We start from the raw sequence: 19706 nt of genomic DNA, 5'->3' as shown, positions 1-19706 counted from the left end.
ATTACCTATGGACGAACAGCTGTTAATTGCCGGATGCAAGCGTGGGGAGTCGTGGGCTCGTAAAGAATTGTACGAGCAATATGCCCCTATGATGATGAGTGTATGCATGCGGTACGTAAATAACAGGGAAACGGCCCGCGATTTGTTGCAAGACGGATTTATAAAGATATTTACCAAGATCGGGAGTTATACCGGTTCCGGGGCATTTCCCGGATGGGTGCGGAGGGTGTTTGTTACGACTGCCCTCGAATATCTTCGAAAGAACGATGCGATCCGGTTAAGCGTTAATTTTGACGAGTGCGGTGAGTTTCCGGATGAGGTGGATGTATCGGTCTTGGACCGTTTATCTGCCGATGACCTGCATGCCTGTATCGCTCGTCTGCCTAATGGCTACCGGACAGTCTTTAACCTCTATGCCATAGAGGGTTACTCTCATAGCGAAATAGCCGAGATGCTGCATATCAGCGAAGTCACTTCGCGGACGCAGTTCATTCGTGCGAGGAAAGTGTTACAAAAAAGTGTTCAATTATTAATCATGCATGAAAATGCGCAGTGATACGGATCATAGAGAACAGTTGGATGATTTCAGCGAATTCATGAAGCGGAAACTGGAAAATCACCGGTTGCCTGTCGATGATCTTTGCTGGGAGGAAATCGAGCCGCGTATGAAGTCCCGCCAACGGAACTTCGTTTGGTGGATCGGTAGCTCTGTGGCTGCTGCCGTTGCTGTAATACTTTTGCTTCTCCCTTTTCAGAGAGGGGAGAAACTAAGTGATAAGGTAAATGAACAGATTCCTTTCGTATTAACGGAAGAAAGAATCACACCGGATAGTATTGAAGTTTCTCCGGATGAAGCGATGATCCCTGTCGATAAAACAGTGCATACAAAGAAACTGATAGCTGTAGCTTCCGTAAAACAACCTGTTGTAAAAGAGGATGAACGGCCGGAAGAGTCCGTAGCAGATCGACAGCCGGAAGCAGAGCAGCATATCGATAATGTCGCGGATATCCCTGCTGCGGAACCTGAAACAGAAAAGAGGAAAGAGTCGGAGCGACAAATGGATTTGAATCATTATGACTCGAATAAATATCGGTTTGTCTCACCGGATAAAAGGAAGAAGGATAAAAAGGACTGGTCGGTAAATGCCTCGTTCGGCACAGGGGGAGATGTCTCTCTTAATTTATTAGGTAGTGATGATGCGATTTATGATAATGATTTTAACAGCAGTGTTAGTCCGGGAATTCCTATTTTTCCCCCGGCAGTTGATCCCCCTTTTACCAATAACGGAATAATCCCTCCCGAGGATTATGGCGATGTTGATTGTTCGTTACCTCTTTCTTTCGGTATGACTGTGCGGAAAGATTTCAGCAGGTACATAGGAGTGGAAACAGGTTTGATATATACCTATTTGTCATCGCGTATGAGCCAGGGCGGTAAAGTGTCTTACAATTCCAGACTGAATCTGCATTATCTGGGTATACCGGTCAATCTGGTTGTCAACTTATGGGATAATCCGAAATGGAATATATATATGTCGGGAGGCGTGATGCTTGAAAAAGGGCTCAGGTCGAAACAGACACAGCACGCATTTTCTTTGACCGGCATGGAGACATTGGTGGAAAAGAAAGGCATTCCAGGCGTTCAGTGGTCGCTGAACGGATCGGTGGGTGTTTCCTATCGTCTTTACCGGGAGTGGAGCCTCTATGTGGAACCGCGTATCTCCTACTATTTTGATAATGACCAGCCGGTTAGTATCCGTACCGAGAATTCGGTGATTGTCGGATTGGGCGCTGGTTTCCGCTTTGAATTCTAATAAGATATTATAATTATTAATCCTCTAAATTTGTTTAAAATGAAAAAACTAATGACTCTGTTTTGTGTGTCGTTGATCTGTCTGCTTTGTGGGTGCAACGATGATATGAAGGTTAAGGAAACGGTTACTTACACGGTGAATAAGCCGGTATTTATGTCGGCCGATGTTTTCCGTTCTTCAGTGAAGGTTATCCCCCAGCCGGAAGAGATTGCTGAAAAAGGAAAAATCTGTTTTTATGAGGGATACCTGTATATCTCAGAACCGGGAAAAGGTATTCATATCATCGATAACCGTAATCCGGCCTCTCCTGCTTCGGTAGGCTTCATAGAGTTGATGGGAAATGCCGATGTGGCGATCCGCAATAATATGTTGTATGCCGATTCGTATATCGACCTGGTTTGGTTCGATATCAGTAATCCGGCTTTGCCTGTATTGAAAAACCGGTTGGAAAATGTATTTCCGGAGAGCTATCCTCCTATCGAAGAGGGGTATATAGATTATGGTCTGTGTAATTCGGCAGAGGCACAAGGGAATATTGTTGTTGGCTGGACACAGGAAGAGGAAACCCATACATACGAGTATTATAAGGATCAGCAGGTGTATAATGATGCCATGGCGAATACGTCGAGCGGTAGTTCGGGCGGTTCAACCGGTGTAAACGGTTCGATGTCTCGTTTCGGTTTGTATAAGGATTATCTGTATGTCGTATTGAATAATCAGATGAGTATCTTTGATCTGGCAGGTGACGAACCGAAGAAAGCTGTCGAGAATATAGGTGTTGGAGGAAATGTGGAAACCATTTTCAGTTATAAGGATTGTATGTTCATGGGAACTCCTACCGGTATGATGATTTATTCGGTAGCCGATCCGTTAAAACCGGAATATCAGTCGATGATGTGGCATGTATATGGCTGCGACCCGGTAGTTGTAGAGAATGATATCGCTTATGTAACCGTTCATTCTGGTAATAATTGCGGGCAGAATTTCAACGAACTGATCATCCTGGATGTCAAAGATGTGAAAAAGCCCCAGCCGATCGTATCCTATACCATGACCAAACCCAAAGGTCTGGGTATCGACAACGGAACACTCTTCCTCTGCGACGATGGTCTGAAGATCTATAACGCTTCCGATCCGCAGACATTGATGGCAAACCGTTTGGCCCATTACTCCGGCATGGAAGGCTACGATGTGATCCCGCATGATAACGTCTTAATGATGATTGCCGATGACGGCATCTATCAGTACGATTATTCCAATCTGAAAGAGATCAAACAGCTGAGTAAGCTGGCGGTGAAGAAGTAATAACGACTTGATACAAATTACAAAATAAGGTGAAAACGGAAAATTAGAAAATATTTTCTGTTTTCACCTTATTCTTTTTCTTTTTATAAATAAGCTATGAAGTGGCTATTAATTTATAAGCCCGGACGAGACTATATTATACGTTTATGAAACTATAATATACTATATTTGTTCGTTAATTACCTGCTTTTTAGCGATTTAATAAAATGCATCTTCTATACCATACAAGAACGTTTTTCTCTTCCCCATTCCTTAATTGTAGACCTTTGTCAAATATGTTCTATAACACTATATACCCCTTTGAGAACATTGTAGACTCTTCCCGGATACTAGTCCTCTACTTTAGCCGTAGAAATCTGACTAATTTATATTATTATGGATATCGCTAAAAGATGTGAGCAAAATCCGCTACTTGCTCCGAAAGATTTAAAAGCGGGAATTAATGGGATGGAGATAACTTGTTTATTGAATCCCGGAGTTTTTAAATACCAGGGAAAAACCTGGCTGCTTCTGCGAGTAGCCGAACGTCCTATACAAAAAGAAGGAGTTATAAGTTTTCCTGTATATAATAAGGAAGGGGAAATAGAAGTGGTTTCCTTTTCCAAGGATGATCCGGATCTGGATGCTTCAGATCCGCGGGTAATAGGTTATAAAGGAAAAAACTACCTGACCACGATGTCTTACTTGAGATTAGTTTCAAGTACGGATGGAATTCATTTTAAAGATGAACCGGGGTATCCTGCCATTTTCGGTAAAGGTAAACTGGAAGCTTTCGGTATTGAGGATTGCCGGGTGGCGACAACGGAAGACGGTTTTTATCTTACGTTTACAGAAGTATCTTCTGTTGCCGTAGGCGTGGGTTTGATACATACTTCCGACTGGAGAGATTATACCCGGTATGGAATGATATTCCCGCCTCATAATAAAGATTGTGCTTTGTTTGAAGAAAAAATCAATGGAAAGCACTATGCTTTCCACCGTCCGAGCAGCCCTGAACTCGGAGGCAATTATATCTGGCTGGCCGAGTCTCCCGACAGGTTACACTGGGGAAATCATAAATGCGTAGCGACGACCCGTGAGGGAAAATGGGATTGTGCACGTGTGGGAGCCGGTGCCGCTCCTATCAGGACGGAAAGAGGTTGGCTCGAGATTTATCATGGAGCAGACTTTAATCATCGTTACTGTCTGGGCGCTTTGTTACTCGACCTGAATGATCCCTCCAAGGTGATTGCCAGGAGTGAAGAACCTATTATGGAACCTATTGCCACTTATGAACAAACCGGATTTTTCGGAAATGTGATTTTTACCAATGGGCATCTGGTTGAGGGAGATACCATAATAATGTATTACGGAGCAAGTGATGAAGTGATTTGTAAAGCACAATTGTCTATTACGGATATCTTGAATACTTTAAAATAAATCCGGCCTGAAATGAATAAACTGAAAAAAGAATATCTGTTCTTCAAGCAACAGGCACCTAACATGCGGACACTGTTGATGACCAATATGCTTTATGCACTGGTCTTACCGGTAGTCGAGATTTTTGTCGGTGCATATATCATGAGGAACACCAGCGATCCGGTAATGGTTGCTTTCTATCAACTGGCAATGTATATCGGTATTGTTGTAACTTCTCTGGTCAACGGTTTTCTCCTGAAGAAATATAGTATAAAGACGCTTTATTCCGTCGGTATCCTTGTCAGCGGTATCTCGATGTTCGGGATGATGGCCATCCGTTCGCTTGGATTTTTAGAACTGGGACTGGCTGGATTTTTTATGGGAGCAGCTTCCGGATTTTTCTGGACTAACCGTTATTTACTAGCCCTTTATAATACCAATGACGATAACCGGAATTATTTCTTCGGACTGGAATCGTTCTTTTTCTCTATAACTTCTATCGGTGTCCCGTTAATCATCGGGGCTTTTATCAGCCAGATCGACGGAAAAGAAATTCTGGGCTTTTTATTTGATGTCAATGCATCCTACCGGGTAGTGACGATCGTAGTGGTTTTCATTACCATTCTGGCCTGTATGGTACTATGGAAAGGAAAATTTGAGAAGCCGAAAGAAACAAATTTCCTTTATTTCCGTTTTAATATTCTTTGGAGAAAGATGCTTTGGTTGGCGGCACTGAAAGGGATGGTGCAAGGTTTTCTGGTTACGGCACCTGCCATCCTTGTCCTGAAGCTGGTTGGGAATGAAGGCGCGTTGGGTTTAATTCAAGGGGTCAGCGGTGCATTGACGGCTATATTGGTTTATGTATTGGGACGTATAGCCCGTCCGCAGGATCGTCTGAAGATCTTTGTAGGGGGATTACTTATTTTCGTTGTTGGGACATTATGCAACGGCATACTTTTTTCTGCAATGGGAGTCATTTTGTTCGTGCTCTGTAAAGTTATATTCCAGCCTCTGTTTGACCTGGCTTACTTCCCGATCATGATGAAAACTATCGATGCTGTGGCTAAAATTGAAAACCGCAATGAATATGCTTATATTTTGAGCCATGAATTCGGATTATTTTTCGGAAGAGCCTTCGGATTGTTATTGTTTATTTTCCTGGCTTATTGCGTCTCTCAGGATTTTGCATTGAAATATGCACTGATAATCGTTGCCGGATTGCAATTATTGGCGTATCCGTTAGCTAAAAATATAACTAATCAAACTAATGCTGTTGAACATGAAAGTAATGAATAAAAGTGTTTGGACACTTATTTGCTGTTGTCTCCTGGCTTCTTGTTCTGAAAAAGAAGAGGCTTTCGGAGAGAAGGTTGTACAAACTCCTATCAGCAGGGTGGAGGCTATGCCTGACATGCCGGAGAGTTATCAAATGTTAGACTGGAAAGAAAAAGCAAAAAGTTATGACCAATTTATTTTTGATTGGGATAATAAGAGTGCGGTCGGTCCTCTGATCTGGCTGGATGATAGTCGTAGGAATATAGACCAGACGACTTTTGGCTTGTATACTGCCATAAAAGATATTCGTCAGGGAAAAAATGCAAATAACGGGGAATTTCATGAAAGCCTGAATTCTCTGGCAGCGATCCTGGGTGCCGGCCTGGTTGGCATCGACAAAACCAATCAGGGAGGATATAATTATGTAAAAATGGTACAGAATTATTTCAACTCGGATAATGGCTGGAATATAATTATGAATAATACGAACCCATCTGTCGCCTTATTAGGTGGAGGATATGGTCGCGACTGGTGGTATGATATTCTTCCCAATGCACTTTATTATGCGGTATGTGATGTTTTCCCGGGAGTAGAGGGTGCAGAAGAGATACAAAGGAGCATTGCCGAACAATTTGTCAAGGCTGACTCTGTCTTAAATGGCAACTATGACTATTCCTATTTTGATTACGCACAGATGAAAGGGATGGTAAATAATATCCCGTTACAACAGGATGCGGCCGGTGGCCATGCCTATGTATTATTGTGTGCTTATCATAAATTTGGAGATCCACGTTATTTGAAGCATTGTAAAAGTGCTGTTGAAGCGTTGTTATCTCAGAAAGAGAGCCGTTTTTATGAGGCACTTTTACCTCTGGGGGCTTATACGGCTGCCTGCTTGAATGCAACCGAAGGAACGAATTATGATGTACATCGATTACTGGACTGGGTGTTTGATGGTTGCCAGAGCCTGACCGGCAGAACCGGCTGGGGGATTATAGTCGGAAAATGGGGTGATTATGATGTTAGCGGTTTACAAGGCAGTATAACCGACGGAGGTGGATATGCTTTCTTTATGAATAGTATCAAACCGGCATGGCCTTTTATCCCGATGGTCAAATACCAACCTCAGTTTGCAAAGGCCATAGGTAAATGGATGTTGAATAATGCCAGTGCCTGTCGCTTGTTCTATCCGGGTAATATCGATGAAAAGCATCAGTGGGCACCTGAGTTGAAGGATATAACGAACAATAATGTATCCTATGAAGGGTTGCGTAAAAAGGATGATTACGGGAAAGAAGAATTAAAAGGTGTGAGCCCTGTTGCGATCGGTGATGGCCCTAAATGGATTGAAGGTAATCCGACGGAGAGCATGTTCAGTGTGTATAGTTCTTCCCCCGTCGGTATACTTGGAGCTATTGTCAATACGACGAATGTAGAAGGTATTCTGCAATTGGATTGTAATGCAACAGATTTCTATACGGAAAAGCCTTATCCGGTCTATCTTTATTATAATCCTTATGGAGAGTCTGAATCTATTCATTATACGTCTTCACAAGCATGTGATTTATTTGATATTATAGCAAAAGAATACGTAGCGAAAAACGTAAAGACAACAGGCTCTTTTGACATTCCCGGCAAAGAGGCCAGGATTATCGTGGAGTTGCCGGTGGGAACAACTTTGAGTTTAACAGATGGTAAAATTATTGCCAATAAACAAAATATCATTTCATATAATTAATCTAACTAATTTATTATGAGCAAACATTTATTATTATTAGCTTTTATTCTTTTGTTTAGCTTAGATGCTTTTGCACAGCAAACAAAGAATATCTCAGGTACGGTATACGATAGTAATACCGGCGAAGCTTTGATCGGGGTTACTGTTCTCGAGGTAGGGACGACGAATGGTAGCGTAACTGATATTGATGGGAAATATGCTTTTACAATCTCTTCAAATCAGGTCTCATTCTCTTATGTAGGTTATCAAACAGAGACGTTAAATATTGCAAAGGGTGGAGTCTATAATGTCAATCTTATATCCGACAATAAGTTGGACGAGGTGGTTGTTATTGGTTATGGTACTCAGAAAAAAAGCGACCTTACCGGATCGCTGGTATCTATTAACAGCAAAGATATTAAGAACTATGCTGTTTCCAATGCTTCCGAATTATTGACAGGTAAAGCAGCCGGTGTATTTGTTGCAGCCAGTTCCGGGCAACCGGGATCTGACGCAGTAATTCGCGTCAGGGGATTAGGTACTGTCAATGATAACAACCCGTTATATGTTGTTGATGGACAGTTTATGGATAACATAAGCAGCCTGAATCCTTCCGATATTGAACGGATGGAAGTATTGAAAGATGCCTCTGCCTGTGCTATCTATGGCTCAAGAGGTTCGAACGGGGTAATATTAATAACGACCAAGGGAGGCGTGAAAGGTGAGACAATCGTCACACTGGATGCTTATGTCGGCATTAAAAACAGTTATAAGGCTCTGAATATGATGAATAGCGATCAGTACTATAACTTCATTATGGAAGCTTATAAGAATGATGAAAGTTTCCAGTCTTCTATGAAAAACCTGTTTACCAACCAATATAAAAAGGGGTATAATACAAACTGGTGGGATGAAGTTACCCGTACGGCTTTTAATCAGAATTATAATTTGAGTATCCGTAAAGGTACCGATAAGTCCAGGTCATCTCTTAGCCTGGGATATGTGGACGATCAAGGTGCTCTTATTACTACTGAATTTAAAAGACTTTCATTGAAGCTGAATCAGGAATACGATATTAATGATTTTATTACGGTAGGTGCGAATGTTAATCTTGCAAAGATTAAGAAACGGGATGCAGGCGCAATTCCTTCGTTCGATTTCATCCAGAAAGCCGACCCTTTTACCCCAGTTATAAATCCATTGGTAGATCCACTTTCGGAAAATTACGAATATAACAAGTATGCTCCTACGGAATGGTCTTATGATCCGAATCCGGTTGCCATGCTTGAACTTCCTGACAGATATAATGATATATTTAATGCATTTGGAAATGTATTTGCACAGGTGAAATTATTAAAAGGATTGAGTTATCGTGTACAATATAGTTTTGAAAGATATCATGACACCTTCAAGGATTTTCGTCCGGTTTATTCATCTATCTTCTCTGACGATAATCTGGCAAACAAAGAAAGTAAATACAGTACCGAGACCCAGTTGAATAATAACAGTTCCTTGACGTTCAATTATCAGGTTGAACAGCGGCTTAACTATAATGCCAGTGTGGGAAAAAGTAAATTTGACGCTTTGGTGGCAATGACGTATGAGAAAAATAGTGCGGAAAGCATCAATGCTTTCAAAAGAAATGCATTGGGTAATGATGATATTTATCATATTCTGGATGCACAGACATTGGGTGATAAAACTTCTGGTAATAAAATAACATCTTCCATGCTGTCTTATTTGGGACGTATCAATTATGTTTACGATGACAGATACCTGGCTACGGTGAATTTCCGTGCTGATGGTTCTTCCAGATTTGCAAGTAGTAACCGCTGGGGATATTTTCCGTCGGTATCGTTGGGATGGAGAGTCAATAATGAAACTTTTTTCAAGAATTTGAATATTGAAAACACGATTTCTAACCTTAAGGTACGTGTAGGTTGGGGGCAGAACGGTAACCAGCGCATCGACAGGGATGCACCGTTGACCCTGATTGGGACGAACGACGAAATGCAATGGTATTTTGGTAATGGTTATGCGCAGGGGTATGTTCCGACCTATGTTGGAAATAAGGATATCAAATGGGAAACCAGTCAGCAAACCAATATCGGCCTGGATATGTCGTTCTTCGGAAATAGCTTGGATATGAGTCTGGACTTTTATGTGAAACAGACTAAAGATATGTTGCTGAATATGCCTATTCCTTCTTTCGGGGGATTTCCCAATAGCCCGTTCTTTAATGCTGGAGACTTGAAAAATAAAGGTTTGGAGTTAGTACTCAATTACCGTAACCAGATAGGTAATGACTTCCATTATAATGTCGGTTTAAACATGTCTACTTATAAAACCGAAGTGACTAAACTGACATCCGATTATTTAAGTGGAGATGTCAGCCGTACGTATGTCGGTGGTCCGATCGGACGTTTCTGGGGATATAAACAGATTGGTATATTCCAAAATCAGGCGGAGATCGATAATTATGTCGATAAGAATGGAACGAAGATACAGCCTAATGCACAACCCGGTGATTTCAAATTTGCCAAACTGGGAGAGTCCGGTGCATTGAATGATGATGATGACCGCACATTCATCGGTGACCCGAACCCGGATTTGATTTATGGTTTTAATTTAGGATTCAGCTACAGGAACTTCGATATCAGTATGGCATTTCAGGGAACCATCGGTAACGACATTTGGAATGTAGCGAAAGGAAACCTGGCTTCAGCAGGACGTCAGAATGCATTGGCTGATGCTTATACGCAGGCATGGACCAAAGATGGGGACTTCGGTGCTGTCTATCCGCGTATAACCAATTCAAGTTCCAATAATAATATGAGAGGTTCTTCTTTCTATGTGGAAGACGGTTCTTATTTACGTCTGCAGAATATGCAAATCGGTTATACGATACCGGCTGCTGTTTGTCAGAAAACAAAATTATTTTCCAGTTGCCGGTTTTATGTAAGCGGACAGAATGTGTTTACTCTGACTGGTTATTCCGGTCTTGATCCTGAGTTAGGAATTAACAGTCCTTTGAATATGGGAGTTGACGCAACCCGCTATCCTTCTTCGAGAACTTTTACTTTCGGAGTTAATTTACAGTTTTAAATCTATGCTAAAAGAAAAAAGTATGAAAAAAATAATATTAATAATCTGTTGGGCACTAGTAGGGTTAGGATTATACAGCTGCTCTCTTGATGAACCAAGTTATGGTAAAACGACAAGTGATAATTATTACCAGAAAGAAAGTGATATTGAACAGGCGTTGACCGGGGCTTACCTGCAATTGCGCACAACCTGGAACGAATATGCATTGAATCATTATTTTATAGGAGATTGTACAACTGATGATGCATTAAAAGGTGGCGGTGGTGACGGTGACCGTGGTGAAGTACGCGATCTGGCGAATTTTACGGTTTATACAACCAATGGCGAAGTAGGTCGCCGCTGGGAAATTTTATATAGGTTGATTAATCGCTGTAACGATGTTATTTATTATGCCCCGAATGCAATAGGTGACAAAGAGACGTTGACTCGTTATGCAAATGAGGCGAAAGCATTGAGAGCATTTGGTTATTATTGCCTTGTCACTACATTTGGTGAAGTCCCTTTGTTGACAGAACCTATGCTGCCCGCTGAAATTTTGATGGTTCCCCGTTCTTCGGTAGAAAAAGTATACGAATTTATTATCGAGGACCTGAATGCAGCATCTGAACTTCCAGCAAAGGGATTTTATGGGGCGGAAGATGCTTATCGGGTGACGCGTGGTTTTGCTAAGACTATGCTTGCAAAGACTTATATGTTTAAAGGTGATTTTAGTTTGGCAGAAGCTGTATTGCATGATATTGTCGAGGTAGATAAGGATTATAGCCTGCTTTCAGATTATGGAATGAATTGGCGCCAGGAGTATGAAAATGGTACGGAATCTGTATTTGAGATATCTAACAAGGTATATGACAAGACGATTGCTACCGGGACAAATGTTCCTCATTTCTTCACCAGCCGTCGTGTAAGCGGTTATCAGGGATATGGTTTCCATGTTCCGACACAAGACCTCTATGATGCATTCGATGCAGATGATCCTCGTATTACTTATGTCTTTACTCAAACCGGTGACCGCTATGTGGGCGATACGGAAGATCAGGATAATGCGGAATCACAGAGCGGATATCACGACTATAAGATGACTGTTCCTATGGTTGAGAAAACAGGATTTGATGTGTGGATGATCAGTTACAATATCCGGTTGATCCGTTATTCGGATGTTCTTTTAATGTATGCCGAAGTTTTGAATGAAAATGGCAAATCGATGCAGGCATTGACTTACCTGAACGATGTAAGAAGAAGAGCCCGTGAAACGAATCCTTTGGACCCTCGTAGAGATAAACAGGCTTACGTACCGGCTGTTACATCATCCTCTCTGCCGGATATTACGGAGACCAACAAAGAAAAGCTGAAAGAGATTATCTGGCATGAACGCCGTTGTGAGTTGGCAATGGAAGGATGGCGACGTGATGACCTGATGAGGCAGAAACGTTTCGGAGAGGTTATGCGCGGATATGCTGCCAAGTACAGTACGGACAAAGGTGCGAACTTCCAGGATTCAAGAGACTATCTCTTACCGATACCACAAGGGGAAAGAGATAAGAGTCAGAATGTTCTTTCACAAAATCCGGGATATTAAATCTAATTATAAATAGAAGGGCGGATTATATTCGCCCTTTTTTTAACCTTCTAATCATGAAAAAGATTGTATTGATTTTATTGGCCGGAATCTTGTCGACCGGCACATCCGTTCAAAGTCAGGTGAAGCAAAAAGATATTCGTCTTGTGCAGTATATGCCGAATATGCCTTCCCCTTATAAGATGAAAAACTGGAAAGAGATTGCTACACAGCAGGATAAGTTATTCTATGATTTCAATGCTAAAGGGCAAAACCTTCCTCTTATCTGGTGGGATGACTCACGGGTCAATTTCCCTTTCCGAACATTCGGGCTTCCCAGTTATGTGGATAAAAGGCGTTTGGGAGGAAATACTTATGAATCGTTGCCGACAATGGGGTCCCTGATTAGCGCGAGCTTGCTCAATATAGATAAAAGTAACTATCAGGGAGAAGATTATGTGACAATGATACGTCAGTTCTTTAATAAGAAGAACGGGACAAACCTTATTCTAAACGGATTAAATAGGAAGGCCGGTGAAAGTTTCTGGTATGAGATATGGCCCGCAATGGCTTATTCCATGCTGGTCGATTTATATCCGGCAAAAGAAGAAATGCAGGAGCCGATGAAGATAACTGTGGATAACTGGCTCGAAGCAATCAATGATTTAAGCCGGGGAAGAGAATACCCTGATTTTAACTTTACGGCATTTGACTTTAAGAACCGTAAAGGGTATCATAATAATGTATGGCGTGAACCCGATGCAGCAGCCGGACTTGCATGGCTGCAATATATTTCCTGGATAAAATACGGTGATCAGAAGTATTTGAATGCTGCTCGTCAATGTATGGCTTTTCTACAGAACCGTCAGGAAGCGGAAGGAACCTTTTATGAGATCATGATGCCTTATGGTGCATACCTGGCTGTCAGAATGAATGCAGAACTGGGTACCCATTATGATGAGTTGAAAATGTTGAATTGGTGTTTTGACGGAAACAATTCCGATCGCGATGGGTGGGGAGTAATGTGTGAACGTTGGAATAAATATGATGTGCATGGACTGGTAGGGCAAAAGAAAGAAGAACAGTATGCTTTTGCCATGAATACTTTCTCACAGGCAGCAGCACTCGTTCCTATTGTCAAATATAATCCGGCTTATTCTGCAACAATCGGTAAATGGGTCTTGAACCTGGCTAATGCATGTCGTTTGTTTTATTCGGATGAACACCCACGTAACCGTCAGTCGAGTTCTATCTGGCAGGGAGACCCACAACATGTAATATGTTATGAAGGTTTGAGGAAGGATCTGGAACATGGTAATCATTTCGAACCTTTTCAGGGATTATTGGCTGAAGAAGGTCCTTATGCGATAGGCGACCAGGTAAAAACGATGTCATCTGCGACAGATATCTGTCTGTATGGTTCGGCCTGGGTAGGAATGCTGGCGGCTATTGTCGACACGACCGATGTGGAAGGTATTCTTCAATTGGATTGTAATGCCACCGATTTCTATTCCGACAGAAAATATCCGACCTATTTAATCTTCAATCCTTATTTTGAAGACAAGACTGTTACTTTGAACCTGCATGTCGAAGCACCTGTCGATCTGTATGATCTGGTGTCGAAGCAGTATCTCCGGAAAAATTGTCAGGGAAAAGTGGCTGTTCGCTTACAGGCCGATCAAGCGGCAACGATTGTTTGCCTCCCTTCTTCGGCTGTCAGGACAAAGAAAAAAGGAAAGTTGATGATCGGTCAGGATGTGATCGATTATTCTCTGTAACGTATTTAGCATATTTATTCTAAATATATTCTTTATATTTGTCACTGTTCTAAGTGCCATAAATAAGATACACTTGCATGAAAAGTTCGCTGGTAATAAAAATATGTTTCATTCTTTTTGTTTCATGTTTCTCCCCGGAAAATATCAGTGCTTCTAACCTTTTGAAATACATTTCAAACATAGACGGGTTGACAAATAATTCGGTTAATTGTATTTTAGAGGATAATGAGCATACCATCTGGGTAGGAACATGGGATGGACTGAATGCGTTCAATGGGAGAGATATACTCACTTTCAGATATAGTAAGAGTAATCTGAACTCGATCAGTAATAATATTATCAGGCAGCTTATAGAAAAAGAAGATTATTTGTGGATTGCAACAGATAATGGTATAAACCGCTTGAATAAGAAGACACATCAAATAACCCGCTATTATCTGCAAGCGGATAATAAAATACCCAATCAGGAAAAATCATTTATTCTGGGAAACATAGGAGGAAAAGAGATCATTTGTTTTGTCAGGGGGAAATATTTGTTTCGTTATGATGAACAGACAGATGAATTCGATCCGGTAAAAACGACTTTTACGGGTACGGTAAAGGATTATTGTACGGATGATGCCGGAAATATTATATTCTTGTTTGAGAATGGAAATGTAAAATATTTGAATTACAACTGGATACAAGGTGAGCTGAAAGAGGCGGATTTACAGTCTGTCTCCACGGGTGGCCCTGTAAATAAGATATTCAGATCGAACGGCACCCTCATTTTGAACGAGGGGAATATCCTGTATCTGCTCAATCCTGACTTTACTGTTTCTCATCGTGTAGAACTGGATATTCGTAATTCAGTTTCACAAACGGTCTTATTGGGTAAGAAGCTTTATATTAGTTTTATAGAAGGAGGATGTGTCGTCTATGATCTGGATGGAAAGACCTATTCATATCTGGATGAACTGCCCAGGCAGCTATCTGTGTTTACTATTTATCCGGGTAGCCAGGATATATTATGGATCGGTACCGACGGGCAGGGATTAGCACAACTGTACTCGTATAATTCTATCTTCCGGACGGTTCACACGCTCCATCCCGTAAGAAGTTTCTGTGAAGTCGATGATAATATACTGGTAGGAACAAAGGGTAGCGGAGTAAAATTACTGAATACGGAGACAAAGCAACTGTCTGATTTTCTGGATGAGAGTAGAGGGTTGATATCCAATTCTGTGTACACGATGAGGAAGAACGGATCGGATGATGTATTTATCGGTACGGAAGGGGCGGGTATTAATATCCTGGAGGCTGGAACCGGTCGATTATTGAAACTGAAAGTCCCGGATAAGTATCCGGCATTTAAAGCCGTTTACAGTATTTGTTTTACGAATAACGACTCGCTGCTCTGGATAGGAACTTCCGGTTATGGATTAATTAAAATGAATATTTCGAAGGAAAATGGTGTATATAAGGTAGATGGCTTCCGGCAATATAATTCATCCGATAAAAACAGTTCGTTGAATAATGATGTGGTTTATGCTGTAACCTCAAGCCCCGATGACCGTTTTCTATGGTTTGGTACACGGGGTGGCGGATTGAACCGGATCGATATTCCCAACAACGGAATCTGTTCACTGGAAGATATCGATACGAATATTTTACTGACCAATAATGACGTATTGTCTTTATTATATGATGAGAATAATATCTGGATAGGAACTAGTTATGGGTTGAACAGGCTGGATAATCGGGCTGGTGATCTTCAACTTTTCCAATATGCCAATGAACAGCTGAACAACAAGACAATCCATGGTATATTGAAGGGCGATGACGGGAATATCTGGTTTAGTACGAATCAGGGATTATCCAACCTGAATATCCCGGATAATAAGATTGAAAATTATACATTTAGGAACGGACTGCAAAACGATGAATTTTCGGATGGTGCTTATTTTAAAGACAGTAGAGGATTTTTATATTTTGGAGGCGTAAGTGGATTAAGTTACTTCAATCCGCAAAATATGCATTTACGTGAGTTTACACCTCCGCTCGTTCTCAGTAGTCTGAAGATTTACGATAGTGTCCAGAATATCCATGACAGGATAAAACAGGATGTCTTGAAACTCAATTATGAGGAGAAGTTCGTGACCTTTACGTTTATCGCTAAAGACTTTATTAATAATGATAATTGTGAATATGCCTATCGGTTGAAAAATCATTCGGATAACTGGATTTATGTAGGTAATAACCCCAATATTGTTTTTACCCAACTTCCACCGGGTAAATATCAGCTTGAAGTGAAGAGTACCAATGGCGATAAAGTTTGGGGTGACAATACTTATAAGCTGATTATAAAGATGGGGTATCCGTGGTGGTTCAGTATTCCGGCTTTGGTTGTCTATGGGGTTTTGTGTTTAATTCTATTCTTCATTACCAGGTCTGTGGTAAAGAATCGCATCCGCTTAAACCGCCAGGTGTTGATTGCACAGATAGAGAAACAGCATGAACAAAAGTTCTACGAATCGAGACTGAATTTCTTTACCAATGTGGCTCATGAATTCTTTACCCCGTTAACATTGATCTATACTCCTGTCCAGTATTTGTTGGAGCAGTCGGGACTGGATAAAGAGACGGAGAAATATTTGTTGATTATAAAAAATAACGCAGAGCGGATGCAAAAGCTGATTAGTGAACTTATGGAATTCCGTAAGACTAAGTCCGGTAATATGGATTTGCATCCGGAAAATATGGAAGTCGAGTCATTTATAGAGTCTGTATCCGGCAATTATGTAGATATACTGAAGGAAAACAAGATTGATTTCAAGATAGATATACATGATACTACTCAGATCTATTCAGACCGGAATGCTTTGGAGAAGATTGTTTTCAATCTTTTATCCAATGCTTTTAAATATACTCCGGGTTATGGATATATCCGGTTGGAAGTATTTCAGGATGCGACTCAAAACAATAGACTGCATTTGATTATTCGAAATTCGGGGAAAGGGTTAACCGAACAGCAGATGGCCGAAATTTTCGATAAGTTCAAAATCTTTGATATGCCGCGTTTGAATAATTCAGTCAGTAACGGGATCGGTCTGAATCTGACCAAAAGCCTGACCGAATTATTGGGAGGAGAAATAAAAGTAAATAGCGAATTGGGTAAGTATGTCGAATTCCAGGTAAGTATTCCATCTTTATCTGTGGATAGTTCTTCTATTATAATTGATGAAGAAGTCATACAAAAAGAGCAAAAAACGGGAAAAGAGCCGGAACTTCATAAGGAAGTGAAGGTCCTGATCGTAGAAGACGAGAAAAATATCCGGAGTTTGTTGAGGGATATTTTATCGGACTATACTATACGGGAGGCAAACAATGGCCTGGAAGCCCTTAGGGAAATAGAAAAAAATCATCCGGACATCATTATTAGTGATATGGTTATGCCTGATATGGACGGGATCACTTTGATCGATCACCTGAAATCAGATGTAAAGACAAGCTATATCCCGATTATTGGAATATCGGCGAAAGCATCAGTCAGCGATCAGGTCAATGCTTATAATCATGGGGCGGATGCCTATATAGGAAAGCCTTTCCATCCGCGACAAATCATATCGACTATAGAGAATCTGCTGTCAAGGCAGGCGCTTTTGAAAGACTATTTCAATTCAAGTCTGTCGTCTCTGAAGGTTAAAGACGGATTTATTCTTCATCCGGAAGACGAGGCTCTTATCCAAAATGTAACTGATTTTATCAATAAAAATATAGATGATGAGGCGCTTAGCCCTTCTGCTGTTGCCGATTTCATCGGAGTAAGCAAAGCTACTTTATATCGTAAGTTCAAGGAAATAATGGATAAAACTCCCAGTGAGTTTATTAGAAATATCCGATTGGAATATGCTGCTAAATTATTACGGAGTACAAAGTTTACCGTATCCGAAATTATGTTTAAATCCGGTTTTTCCAATAAGTCTTATTTTTATCGTGAGTTTTTAAAGCAGTATGGTGTATCTCCTAAAGATTATAGGAATAAGTAGGTAGCAAAAGGAAAAGAGGAAATCCAGTTAAAAGATTTCCTCTTTTGTATTTATTACCAACCGGTCGGTTGGCTGATATTCGGATTCGATGTAACTTCTGTCTGAGGAAGTGGCCATGAATCGTATTTCGGGAATGTACAATTACGGTTTTCGATCGTAACGAATGCATTATCATTCGGATTCCATGCACCTTGGATCGGACCGGTCATTACTTGCGAACCTATTCCCCAACGACGGATATCGTCATAACGTTTTCCTTCGAAGCAAAGTTCCACACGTCTTTCACGACGATATAATTCTCGTACTTTTTCCTGCGTATTATAAACGCTCTTGTCCATATTCGGCATACCGGCACGATGACGGATCATATTGATGTATTTCTCAACATCCGGATTTTGCCAGTCACCGGATTCAACCAGACATTCTACATAATCGAGCAGTACTTCTGCATAACGATAAAGCGGATAATCGAGACTACCGTTGCCTGTGGCACGATCCTGCTCATCGATGAACTTCTTCATCATATATCCGGAGCGGACTGCACCATTCTTTCCAACATAGTCGCTACCACTCTCATTGAATGGCTCGTAGGTATAATTAGAAATAGTGGTGTTGTCTCCCGGTAAGAAAACTGTTGCGTATAAACGTGGATCTCTCGGCTTATACAACGGATTCTTTTCGAAGTTGTTTTTTTCTTCGGCGGATAAAGATTGAATGGTTTTACCATCTATGGTTTCGTAACAGTCGACGAAGGATTTTAGGATGGCAGATACCCCTTGTCCTCCTAACGGTGTCCCCATGTTACGGAACCAGATGTTATCCAGTCCGTTAGATTTGAACATGATCCGTTCTTTATTCTGTTCACCTACATAGCGGAACAGGTCACGATAGTTTTTGCCCGGATCGTCATCCGTTGCAGTTGAATAATATAGCTCAAACTTGCCTGAATCCATAAGCTTTTTAGCGGCATCTTTGGCCAGATCATACTTTTTGAATTGTAGGTTCACGTCCATTTTAAGAGCCAGGGCTGAAGAAATCGACATACGGTCGCGGCGTCCTTCATCCCACAGGAATTCAAGGTCGTTGGAATTGATTACCATGTCCAGTTCCTTATTGATGAAGTCAAGACATTCTTCAACGGTATTACGGGGCTTATAGATCTCAGTCGGAGTCAGTTCGGTGTCGACAATAGGTATACCATCGTTGCGCCCGTACCAACACAGTAGACGTATGTGATACCAGGCTCTCCAAACTCTTACTTCAGCTTTCATACGTAATCTCTCTTTCTCGTCTGCAAAATAAGCATTATCGACAAACTTGAGGAAACGGTTACACCTGCGGATGCGAACGTAGTAGTTTTTCCAACTGTCCAAAGTCGCTTCCCAGCTGGATGGCCTGTTGTTATCGGTAGGGGGAACGAGTGAGCCGTTTCCCATACTTACAATGCGTTGTTCAAAGTTCGATTGAAAATACATATTGTCGGTGGCCCCTTCTAGGAATACCAGCCCCAGTTCTTCACCTCCGTATGCACCTTTTACCCATAATTTGCATTGTCCTAATGCGTTTTCGCATTCATTCATTGTTTTCCAAAAGTCTTCGTCGGTGACTCCTGTCGGATGGTCTTTCGTCAGGAAATCGGAACAACTGCTACATATAAATAAGATACACACAAGCAGGAATACCTTTGGGCTTATTTGATTATCCAGTTTCATATATTCTGTTTTTAAGGTT

General features: G+C 41.2%; 11 protein-coding genes. 10 read left to right on the top strand and 1 reads right to left on the bottom strand.

The window, feature by feature from the left end:
• The first annotated feature begins 7 nt into the window (after positions 1-7).
• From QZ076_RS05335 to QZ076_RS05290, 10 genes are all read left to right on the top strand, one after another.
• A complete protein-coding gene (locus QZ076_RS05335) occupies positions 8-556 on the top strand; it encodes a sigma-70 family RNA polymerase sigma factor (protein ID WP_293710977.1) in 549 nt (182 codons plus the stop codon).
• Positions 540-1814, top strand: a complete 1275-nt coding sequence (locus QZ076_RS05330) for an outer membrane beta-barrel protein (protein ID WP_293710975.1) — start codon at positions 540-542, stop codon at positions 1812-1814. Before QZ076_RS05335 ends, QZ076_RS05330 begins: the two co-directional genes overlap by 17 nt.
• Before the next feature lie 39 nt (positions 1815-1853).
• Entirely contained in the window at positions 1854-3119 is a 1266-nt protein-coding gene (locus QZ076_RS05325; protein ID WP_293710973.1) for a hypothetical protein, read from the top strand.
• Positions 3120-3494: 375 nt separating this feature from the next.
• Positions 3495-4538, top strand: a complete 1044-nt coding sequence (locus QZ076_RS05320) for a glycoside hydrolase family 130 protein (RefSeq protein ID WP_293710971.1) — start codon at positions 3495-3497, stop codon at positions 4536-4538.
• A 12-nt stretch (positions 4539-4550) separates the two neighbouring features.
• Entirely contained in the window at positions 4551-5813 is a 1263-nt protein-coding gene (locus QZ076_RS05315) for an MFS transporter (protein WP_293710969.1), read from the top strand.
• Positions 5797-7530, top strand: coding sequence for a hypothetical protein (locus tag QZ076_RS05310; RefSeq protein WP_293710967.1), 1734 nt, complete (start codon positions 5797-5799; stop codon positions 7528-7530). Before QZ076_RS05315 ends, QZ076_RS05310 begins: the two co-directional genes overlap by 17 nt.
• Positions 7531-7545: 15 nt before the next feature.
• Complete coding sequence (locus QZ076_RS05305; RefSeq protein ID WP_293710965.1) at positions 7546-10614, top strand: TonB-dependent receptor; 3069 nt, start codon at positions 7546-7548, stop codon at positions 10612-10614.
• 22 nt (positions 10615-10636) lie between these two features.
• Positions 10637-12190: a RagB/SusD family nutrient uptake outer membrane protein gene (locus tag QZ076_RS05300; RefSeq protein ID WP_293710963.1), complete on the top strand. Its 1554-nt coding sequence runs from the start codon at positions 10637-10639 to the stop codon at positions 12188-12190.
• Between the two features lie 56 nt (positions 12191-12246).
• Complete coding sequence (locus QZ076_RS05295) at positions 12247-13947, top strand: hypothetical protein (protein ID WP_293710961.1); 1701 nt, start codon at positions 12247-12249, stop codon at positions 13945-13947.
• A gap of 77 nt (positions 13948-14024) precedes the next feature.
• A complete protein-coding gene (locus QZ076_RS05290) occupies positions 14025-17975 on the top strand; it encodes a response regulator (RefSeq protein WP_293710959.1) in 3951 nt (1316 codons plus the stop codon).
• Positions 17976-18028: 53 nt separating this feature from the next.
• On the opposite strand, the gene QZ076_RS05285 is transcribed toward QZ076_RS05290, so the two are convergent.
• Entirely contained in the window at positions 18029-19687 is a 1659-nt protein-coding gene (locus tag QZ076_RS05285) for a RagB/SusD family nutrient uptake outer membrane protein (RefSeq protein ID WP_293710958.1), read from the bottom strand.
• Between the last annotated feature and the right edge of the window lie 19 nt (positions 19688-19706).

Origin of the sequence: uncultured Parabacteroides sp. (assembly GCF_905196875.1) — a bacterium.
Taxonomy (GTDB): domain Bacteria; phylum Bacteroidota; class Bacteroidia; order Bacteroidales; family Tannerellaceae; genus Parabacteroides.
The sequence above is the reverse complement of the archived record's forward strand: the minus strand, read 5'-3'. Positions and strand labels throughout refer to the sequence as shown.